The 6,259-nt window shown below is 78.4% G+C and carries 8 protein-coding genes and 1 pseudogene; 6 read left to right on the top strand and 3 right to left on the bottom strand.

The window, feature by feature from the left end; genetic code table 11:
• From NH342_RS21505 to NH342_RS21485, 5 genes are all read left to right on the top strand, one after another.
• A partial coding sequence (locus NH342_RS21505) for an SAV_6107 family HEPN domain-containing protein (protein WP_253018170.1) occupies positions 1 to 295 on the top strand: 295 nt, incomplete at its 5' end.
• A 79-nt stretch (positions 296 to 374) separates the two neighbouring features.
• Positions 375 to 1,127, top strand: a complete 753-nt coding sequence (locus NH342_RS21500) for a bifunctional 2-polyprenyl-6-hydroxyphenol methylase/3-demethylubiquinol 3-O-methyltransferase UbiG (protein WP_253018169.1) — start codon at positions 375 to 377, stop codon at positions 1,125 to 1,127.
• Positions 1,128 to 1,137: 10 nt separating this feature from the next.
• Entirely contained in the window at positions 1,138 to 1,899 is a 762-nt protein-coding gene (locus tag NH342_RS21495) for a methyltransferase domain-containing protein (RefSeq protein WP_253018167.1), read from the top strand.
• Positions 1,896 to 3,056, top strand: a complete 1,161-nt coding sequence (locus tag NH342_RS21490; RefSeq protein ID WP_253018165.1) for an alkaline phosphatase family protein — start codon at positions 1,896 to 1,898, stop codon at positions 3,054 to 3,056. Before NH342_RS21495 ends, NH342_RS21490 begins: the two co-directional genes overlap by 4 nt.
• Complete coding sequence (locus NH342_RS21485) at positions 3,053 to 3,412, top strand: (2Fe-2S) ferredoxin domain-containing protein (protein ID WP_253018162.1); 360 nt, start codon at positions 3,053 to 3,055, stop codon at positions 3,410 to 3,412. The genes NH342_RS21490 and NH342_RS21485 overlap by 4 nt, the downstream gene beginning before the upstream one ends.
• Here NH342_RS21485 and NH342_RS21480 read toward each other — a convergent pair.
• The 3 genes from NH342_RS21480 to NH342_RS21470 all read right to left on the bottom strand — a co-directional run bounded on the left by NH342_RS21480 (position 3,409) and on the right by NH342_RS21470 (position 5,948).
• Complete coding sequence (locus tag NH342_RS21480; protein WP_253018160.1) at positions 3,409 to 4,359, bottom strand: sucrase ferredoxin; 951 nt, start codon at positions 4,357 to 4,359, stop codon at positions 3,409 to 3,411. The genes NH342_RS21485 and NH342_RS21480 overlap by 4 nt on opposite strands.
• Positions 4,356 to 5,624, bottom strand: coding sequence for a JmjC domain-containing protein (locus tag NH342_RS21475; RefSeq protein WP_308200725.1), 1,269 nt, complete (start codon positions 5,622 to 5,624; stop codon positions 4,356 to 4,358). Before NH342_RS21475 ends, NH342_RS21480 begins: the two co-directional genes overlap by 4 nt.
• 147 nt (positions 5,625 to 5,771) lie before the next feature.
• Positions 5,772 to 5,948, bottom strand: a complete 177-nt coding sequence (locus NH342_RS21470; protein WP_253018158.1) for a hypothetical protein — start codon at positions 5,946 to 5,948, stop codon at positions 5,772 to 5,774.
• Positions 5,949 to 6,079: 131 nt separating this feature from the next.
• On the opposite strand from NH342_RS21470, the pseudogene NH342_RS21465 reads away from it, so the two are divergent.
• A pseudogene (locus NH342_RS21465) lies at positions 6,080 to 6,259 on the top strand (hypothetical protein); the annotation flags it as partial.

Genomic DNA, 6,259 nt, shown 5'->3' with positions numbered 1-6,259 from the left:
CACCCGGCCGGAGTCCGGGCGACGGCGGCCGCGCAGCGCCTGGGTCCTCATCGGCCAGGTGGCACCGGAGCTGGGCGAGTGGGCGGCGTTCTTCGCCGCCGGCGCGGCCAAGCGGGCCGCGGCGGAGGCCGGGCTGACCTCGGCGGTCACCGAGCGGGAGGCCGACGACCTGGTCCGGGACGCCGGGGCCTTCCTGGCCGTCGTCGAGACGACCCTGGGCCGGCCGGTGTCGGCGCAGGCCGCCGAGCCCGCCCCGCCCGACCACCCGGAGGTGCGCCGGCTGCGCCCTGCCTGACCTGGCTGCGTCCGGCGGCCCTTTGCCGGTCCGGCACGGGTGCTTGCGGGTCCCGCCCGGGGTGGTCGAGGGTCGTGCCATGGCCACCGCGCACCCCCACGACGACACCCACCACCGGTCCGGGCACACCCACGACCACGAGCACACCCACGACCACGGGTCCGAGGAGCAGCTGGCGGCGTGGCGCGACACCGACCCGTCGCTGTGGTTCACCGAGTCCTTCTGGGACGACCGCTACCGCGAACGGTCGATGTGGTCGGGCAACGCCAACCAGCGGCTGGTCGAGGTGGCCACCGACCTCGCCCCGGGCCGGGCCCTGGACGTCGGCTGCGGCGAGGGTGGCGACGCGATCTGGCTGGCCCGGCAGGGGTGGCGGGTCACCGCCACCGACGTCTCCCCGGTCGCCCTCGAGCGGGCCCGGGAGGCCGCCCGGGCAGCCGGGGTCGGCGACGCGATCACCTTCGAGCACTCCGACGGCCGCAGCGACTGGGCCCCGCCGGCCGCCGCCTACGACCTGGTCACCGTCTCCTTCGTGCAGTTCCCCCGCGCCGAGCTCGCCGCCTTCCACCGCAAGCTCGCCGCCGCGGTCGCCCGCGGCGGCACCCTGCTGATCACCGCCCACCACGCCGACTCGCACGGTGGTGGCGAGACCCCGTTCAGCGCCGAGCTGTTCGCCACCGCCGCCGAGATGGCCGCGGGCCTTGACCTCGGTGCGGACTGGCAGGTCAGCGCCACCGACCCGACCCGCGAGGCGGTGTTCCCACCCGGGCCCGGTGGGCGACCGATGACGGTGCGGGACGCGGTGCTGCGGGCGGTGCGCGCCCCCGTCTAGGGTCGCCAGGGTGCCGCAGCCGCAGACCCCGCCCGCAGGCCACGGCGGCCCCGCCGAGCCCCCGGTCCGCTCCGCCGCGGTGTGGGCGGCCCTGGACCCGCTGGTGGGTGGCGCCGCGCTGCAGGTGCTCGACGTCGGCGGCGGGGCCGGGGTCTTCGCGGTCCCGCTGGCCCAGCTCGGGCACACCGTCACCGTCGTCGACACCTCCGCCGACGCGCTGGCCACCCTCCGCCGCCGCGCGGACCTGGCCGGGGTGGCCGGTCGGGTGCGCGGCGTGCAGGGTGACGCGGACGCGCTCGGTGCCGTGGGTGGCCCCGAGGGCGGGTACGACCTGGCGCTGGTGCACGCCGTCCTCGAGGTGGTCGACGACCCCGCCGCCACCCTCGCCGGCATCACCGCGGTGCTGCGGCCCGGCGGCCGGCTGAGCGTGACCGCCGCCAACCGGGCCGGCGCGGTCCTGGCCCGGGCACTCGCCGGGCACCCGGTCGAGGCCCGCGCCCTGCTCGGCGACCGCGACCCGGCGCCCGACCGGGCCCGCACCCGGCACGCCCGGCGCCGGTTCAGCCCGGAGGAGCTGCTGTCGCTGGTCCGCGGTGCCGGTCTGCAGGCCGGGGACTGGCGCGGGGTGTCCGTCGTGGCCGACCTGCTGGAGTCCACCTCCGGCGCCGACCCCGACGCGCTGCGCCGGCTCGAGCTCGAGCTGGCCGGCATCTCGCCCTACCGCGACGTGGCCACCGGCCTGCACGTCGTCGCCAGCCGCGGGGCGCCGTGACCCTGCCCGCGGACCTGCACCGCCCCGCCTACGGCACCGCCACCCTCGCCGACGTCCTGCCCTCGGTCGCCGCAGCCCTCGGCGGCGGCGGCCGGCCGGGCCTCGCCGACCGTCTCGGCCTCGCCCAGCACCTGCACGGCGCCCGCCGGGTCGCCGTCCTGCTGGTGGACGGGCTGGGCGCCGACCTGGTCCGCGCGCACGCCCACCTCGCGCCCACCCTGGCCGGCCTCGCCGCGCCGCTCGGCGACCTGCAGGCGCCCTGCCCCAGCACGACCCCGGTCAGCCTCACCAGCCTGGGCACCGGCGTGCCGCCCGGCGGGCACGGGGTGCTCGGCTTCGTCACCGACGTCCCCGGCGAGGACCGCCCGCTGGTCCACACCCAGTGGACCGACGACCCCGACCCGGCCACCTGGCAGGCCCGGCCCACGGTCTTCGCGCAGCTCGCCGCCGCCGACGTGCCCTCCACCGTCGTCGGGCCCTACGCCTACGCCGGCTCCGGGCTGACCCGCGCGGCCTACCGCGGCGCCCGCTACGCACCGGCGGTCAGCCCCGGCGACCTGGCCGGGGTGCTCACCCGCTCGCTGGCCGACGCCGACCGCACCCTGGTCTACGGCTACCACGCCGAGCTCGACCTGACCGGCCACGTGCGCGGGGTGGACTCCCCGTCCTGGCGCCAGCAGCTGGCCCACGTCGACCTCGTGGTGGCCCAGGTGCTGGACGGCCTGCCCGACGACGCCGCCCTGCTGGTCACCGCCGACCACGGCATGCTCGACGTCCCCGCCGGCACCCGGCTCGACGTCGACGCCACCCCGACCCTGACCGAGGGGGTCCGGCTGCTGGCCGGCGAACCCCGGGCCCGGTACGTGCACGCCGTCCCCGGCGCCGCGGCCGACGTCCTGGCCGCCTGGCGCGCCGAGGTCGGCGACCGCGCGTGGGTGGTCGGTCGGGACGAGGCGATCGCCAGCGGCGTCTTCGGCCCGGTGGACGACGCCCTGGCCGCCCGGGTCGGCGACGTCGTGGCGCTGGCCCGCGGCACCTGGGCGCTCACGGCCACCCGGCAGGAACCGGTCCCGTCGGTGCTGGCCGCCTACCACGGCTCCCTCACCGCCACCGAGCTCGCGATCCCGCTGCTGGTGGCCCGGGGGTCCGCGCTGTGAGCGGCCCGGTCCTCACCGTGTGCCGCGGCTGCTGCTGCGGCCGCGCCGAGAAGCACCCGGGGACCGACCACCGGGCACAGCTGGACGCCTTCCGGGCCGGCGGCGCGAAGGTCCGGGTGGTCGACTGCCTGGACGCCTGCGAGCGGTCCAACGTGGTGGTGGTCAGCCCGAGCCCGGCCGGGCGGGCCGCCGGCGCGCGGCCGCAGTGGCTGGGCGGCGTCCTCGACGAGGACCGCACCGCCGACGTCCTCCGGTGGGTCGCCGACGGCGGTCCCGGTGTCGCCGACCCACCGGACTTCCTCGACCTGCAGTTCTTCGCGCCCTCCCGCCGGGTGCGCGGGGAGGCCGGGCTCTAGCCGACCGAGACCGGGTGCCAGGTGCGGAAGCGGCCGGGCGTGGCCGCCGCGCACGTCAGCCGGCGGGCCTCGGCGGACAACCGGCTGTCCAGCACCACCCGCACGTCGCCGTCCGGGCCGCGCAGGCCCACCTCCCACCGCTCGGCGCCGTCCTGCGCCGCGCCGCCGGAGCGCACCGACACCACCGGCAGGTCGGCCACGCCCAGCAGGCCCAGCTCGGCCCGGGCGAACTGCTGCGCGGCCTGCGCCGGCGGGGTCAGCCCCGCCCGCCCGCGCAGGCCGGTGAGCACCACCTCGCCGCGGGCGTGGGCCCGGGCCAGCCCGCTGCCGTCGTCGGCGACCTGGCCGTAGAGGTGACCGGTGGGCAGCACCAGCACGTTGGCGGCGAACCGGTCACCGCCCAGGTGGCTGGTCTCCCAGACGTCGCCGGGCAGCGTGCGGGCCAGCGGCCGGCCGCGCACCGCGCAGCAGGCGTCGTGGCCGCCGTGCGTGCACACCAGGAACGAGGGCACGTCGACCTGCACGCCGACCGAGCCGTCCAGCGGGGCGTCGAGCAGCTCGGCGTCTCGGGCGCGCCGGGACCACCGCACCCAGCCCTCGCGGACGTCGGCCACCGCCCAGCGCCCCTGCGACTCGGCCAGCTTCTCGCCGGGCCGCCGCACCATCTGGATCCGCAGCCCGGCCTCGCGGGCCCGTTGCGCCAGCTGCGGCGCGACGGCCGCGTCGAAGCGGGACTGCAGCAGGGCGTCCCGGCCCCAGGGCCCGGGCTGCTCGACCAGGAGCCAGCGGCGGGCGGGGGGAGCGGTGGCCAGCGGGGAGTCCCCGGCCAGCAGCGCCTGCACCGAGCAGCGGCCGTCGTCCAGCCGGCCGACCGGCCGGCGCCTGGGGTCGGGGTGCTGGCAGTAGGGGTCCCCCGGGCCCGTCCCGGTCAGCTGTTCGGCGGTCATCGGCTCCCATGGTGCACGGGTGCACCGGCCCGTGCGTCGGGGACGACGGCGACCGCCTCCACCACCAGCCGGCGGGCCAGCTCGACCTGCTCCTCCGCGGGCAGCCCGGGCAGGTCGCCCACCTTCAGCTCGCCCACCGCCAGCAGCTCGGCCAGCGCCGGGCGCTGCGCGGCCGGGAAGGTGCGGTGCTGCCGGCCGGTCACCAGCACGACCTGCTCGCCGACCGGCTCGCGCAGCTGCACCCGCAGTCGCGGGCGCACCCGCAGCACCGTGTCCGGGGTCAGCGCGGCCGCCGCGGTCGACTGGGCGAGCGGGGACACCGGCTCGGGGCGCACCTGCGCCCACGTGCGCGAGCGCAGCCGGTCGGCCACCGCGGACGGGTCCACCCGGTCCAGGGCGGCGTGCAGACCCGCGATCACCGCGGCGACGTCCTCGGCCGTGCTCGCCGGGTCGGCCAGGTCCACACCCAGCGGCAGCGAGGTGCGCAGCGACGGGTCGTCGACGGCCAGGCTGCGCACCAGGTCCAGCGCGGACTCCACCGCACCCCAGCGGGTCACGTCGTGCACCCCGATGGTCAGGTGGGCGCTGATCTCGCCCAGTGCCCGCGCCGAGTGCAGGTAGCCGCGGGGCAGGTAGAGCGCGTCCCCGGGGCGCAGCACCGCGTCGACGACCGGCTCCTCGGCCGCCCGGGCGGCGACCGCGTCGGCCCGCTCGCCCCATGGCTGGGTGCGGAGGGGGTCGGTGAGCACCGGCTCGTGGATCGTCCAGTGCTTCTCGCCGGCGACCTGCAGGACGAAGACGTCGTGCACGTCGTAGTGCGGGGAGAAGCCCTGCGAGGACGGCGGGGTGATGTAGGCGTTGACCTGGGTCGGGTGGCCCAGCTCGGCGGCGAGCGCGTCGGCGAAGGCGATCAGCGGCGGCCACAGCCGGTGCAGGCCCTGCAGCACCACGGTCGAGCCCTCGCTGAACAGCCGCAGGACGGCGTCGGAGGACACCTGGTCGGCCACCTCGGCCCCCGCGCCGCCCGGCCCGGTGAAGCGCTTGGCGTCGACGACCTCGCCGTTGCGGGCGATGCGCAGGAACGGGGTGCGCAGGCCGCGGGTGCTCAGCAGCTCGTCGACGTCGGCCAGGGTGAGCAGGTCGGAGAAGTCCTGGCCCAGCTGCGCCGCGCTGGTCAGCAGCGGGCGACGGGCCCAGTGGTGCTCGGCGAACTCCGCCGGGTCGACCCCCACGCACCGGCGCAGGGCCGTTCCTCCGTGCTCCACCTGGTTCCTCCTCGTCCGCGGCGGACGTGCTCCGCCCCGCCGTCCTTACCGCCCCCGGGACCGGCGCACACATCCCGCTCCGGACGTGCCGAGGGCCGGGTGACCGCTCCTGTGGGAGTGGTCGCCCGGCCCTCGTCGAGCCGTGGCTCAGGCCGAGCCGTCGGCCCCGCCGTCGTGCTGGCCCGGGGTGCCGCCGCCGGCGCCGCTGTCCGCGGGGCCCTCGGCGCTGCCGTCGGCGCCGCCGTCGTGCTGGCCCGGGGTGCCCTCGCCGGCGCCGCTGTCCGCGGGGCCCTCCACGCTGGTCATGTCCTCGTCGTCGAACACCGCGGTCCCTCCAGAACTCGTCGTGCGACCGCCGGTCGGCGGTCCCGGGGTCTCACTACCGCAGCGCCCGGCCGCCTACACATCCGCCGGGGCCCGGTTGAGGCCCCCTCGGCCGGGGGTAGCGGCGGCCGGTGCCCCTGCAGAACTGGTCCGGCCAGATTTCCCGGACCGCGGACGCCTTCGCCGCGCTCCTGGACGGCGGGTGGTGCCCCCCGCTGCCCGGGTCGGGGGCGACGGCGCAGCGGTGGGCGCAGCTGTCCGCGCTGGGCGCGCGCGACCTGCCGCTGGCCCGGCTCGCCGAGGGCCACGCC

The sequence above is a fragment of the Klenkia sp. PcliD-1-E genome (genome assembly GCF_024124375.1).
In the GTDB taxonomy this organism is placed as follows: domain Bacteria; phylum Actinomycetota; class Actinomycetes; order Mycobacteriales; family Geodermatophilaceae; genus Klenkia.
The sequence above is the reverse complement of the archived record's forward strand: the minus strand, read 5'-3'. Positions and strand labels throughout refer to the sequence as shown.